Here is a 1,937-nt window from a genome sequence, read left to right as displayed (position 1 = left end):
AGGGAGTGGCCGGGGCGGTCGGGCAGGGCGAGGCGGTCGGGGAGGCGCTGGGGTCGGGGGACGGGGTCGCGGTCTCCGGTACGCAGTCGTCCGGGGCGGTGGGCGAGGGGCCCGGGTCGGTCGGGTCCGGCGAGGGTGACGGGGTCCCGGTGGGGGACTCGCCGGGCGGCTGCGAGGGTTCCTGGCTCGTCGGGGACGCCGTCGGGGAGGAGGGCTCCGGGGACGGGGAGGCCGGATTCGGGGTGGACGACGGTGAGGGGGCGGAGGGGGACGGCCCGGGGCCGCCCGACGTGCTCGGGTCCGGGCCGATGACGATGCCGCCGCCCCCGTTCCCGTTCCCCCTGCCGCCGCTCCCGCCGTCGACGGGTTCGGTCGCCGGGGTCTCACCGCCCGCGCCGGGGCTCCTCGGGATGACGCCCCTGCCGTCGGGGACGGTGTGGACCCCCCGGCTGTAGAACTCCAGCCAGTACTCGACCAGCCTCAGGTAGGAGTACGAGTGGTTGTAGCTGAGGATCGCCCGGTCCAGGTCCGCCGCCCGGCCCAGGTCCCGGTCGCCGGCGCACAGGTAGTGGCCGGCCGCCAGGGCCGCGTCGAAGATGTTGTTCGGGTCGGCGCGGCCGTCACCGTTGCCGTCCGTGCCCCAGCGGGCCCAGGTGGACGGCAGGAACTGCATCGGCCCCACCGCGCGGTCGTAGACCGCGTCACCGTCGTGGGCGCCCCCGTCCGTGTCCCGGATCAGGGCGAAACCCCGGCCGTTGAGCGGCGGTCCGGTGATGCGGCCCAGCGTCGTGCCGTTCCGGTCGACCGCGCCGCCGCGCGCATGGCCGGACTCGACCTTGCCGATCGCCGCGAGCAGTTCCCAGGGCAGCCGGCAGCCGGGATCCGTGCCGCCGACGGAGGTCTCGGCGGCGCGGTAGGCGCGCAGCACGGTGGCCGGGATGCCCGACTGGGAACGGAGGTCCCGCACGACCACCGGGGGCGCCGACGCGACGTCCGGGGTGTCCAGGGGCGGGAGTTCGGTGTGGTAGGAGCCGTCCCCCGGAGGAGCGAGCTCGGTGTACGGGCCGCCTGCCGCCGGTGTGCTCACGTCGTCGGCGAGCGGGGCGGCGTGGTCGTCCTTCGCGTCCCGGGTGAGGCCGGGCGCCTGGGAGGCGGTGAGGGCCGCCATGGCCGCCACTGCGACGGCGGTCGTCCGCAGTCCCCTGCGGGTCCGGCCGGCATACGGGCGTCGGGCGGCGCGGCGTACGGGCATGGCTGTCGCTCCTGTGGGTGGGGTGCCGGTGGGGGGCGGTGGGGGCGGTCGTACGGTCCTCAGCGGCCGAAGGTGTCGATGCCGGAGACGAGCCAGCGTCCGTCGCGGTGTACGACGTCGACGGCGAGCATGGCCCCCGCGTACACGCCCTCGTCCTCCGAGTCCTCCGCGCTCTTCGCGCTCTTCGCGTCCTTCGTGGTCCCGGCGGTGCCGACGCTGCTCTGGTCCGCGTAGACGAGGACCCGGGCCCGGTCGCCGTCGATCCGTTCGACCGCGCTCTCGGTGACCGTCGTGGTGATCACCGCCTTCTGTTCGTCGGCCCGCTCGCGGACGTCGGCGAGCAGGGCTCCGTGCTGGTCGACGGCCTTTCCCGTGAGGAGGTCCGCCGCGGCTTCCTCGAGGGCGCCGGGGTCGGTGTGGTCGTAGGAGAAGAGCGCGTCGACGGCCTTGGCCGTCTGTCCCTTGATCTCGCTGGTGCGGGCCAGGTCGGTCAGGGCGGTGTTGTGCCGTGCGGGGGCGTCCCGGAGCGCTTCGGCCTCCGCGTGCGCCCAGCCGGCGAAGCCGCCGAGGAGCACGGTCAGCGCGCAGAGCGCCACGAGGCCCACCGGCCGGCGCGGCCGGGTCCGGGCGGCCTTCCCGTCGGCCGCGACCGGTTCCGTCGCCCGCGCGGAGGACGGGGACGGGG

General features: G+C 76.1%; 2 protein-coding genes. Both read right to left on the bottom strand.

The features are described from left to right. On the bottom strand, positions 1-1,252 hold a 1,252-nt coding region (locus B7767_RS30010; protein WP_085574900.1), incomplete at its 3' end, for a lytic transglycosylase domain-containing protein. 59 nt (positions 1,253-1,311) lie between these two features. Beyond that, positions 1,312-1,937, bottom strand: a 626-nt coding sequence (locus B7767_RS30005; protein WP_107486406.1) for a hypothetical protein, incomplete at its 5' end; no start/stop codon positions are given.

Source organism: Streptomyces sp. 13-12-16 (assembly GCF_002114215.1).
GTDB lineage: Bacteria > Actinomycetota > Actinomycetes > Streptomycetales > Streptomycetaceae > Streptomyces.
Note: the sequence above shows the minus strand (reverse complement) of the source record. Positions and strands in the feature narration are given on the sequence as shown.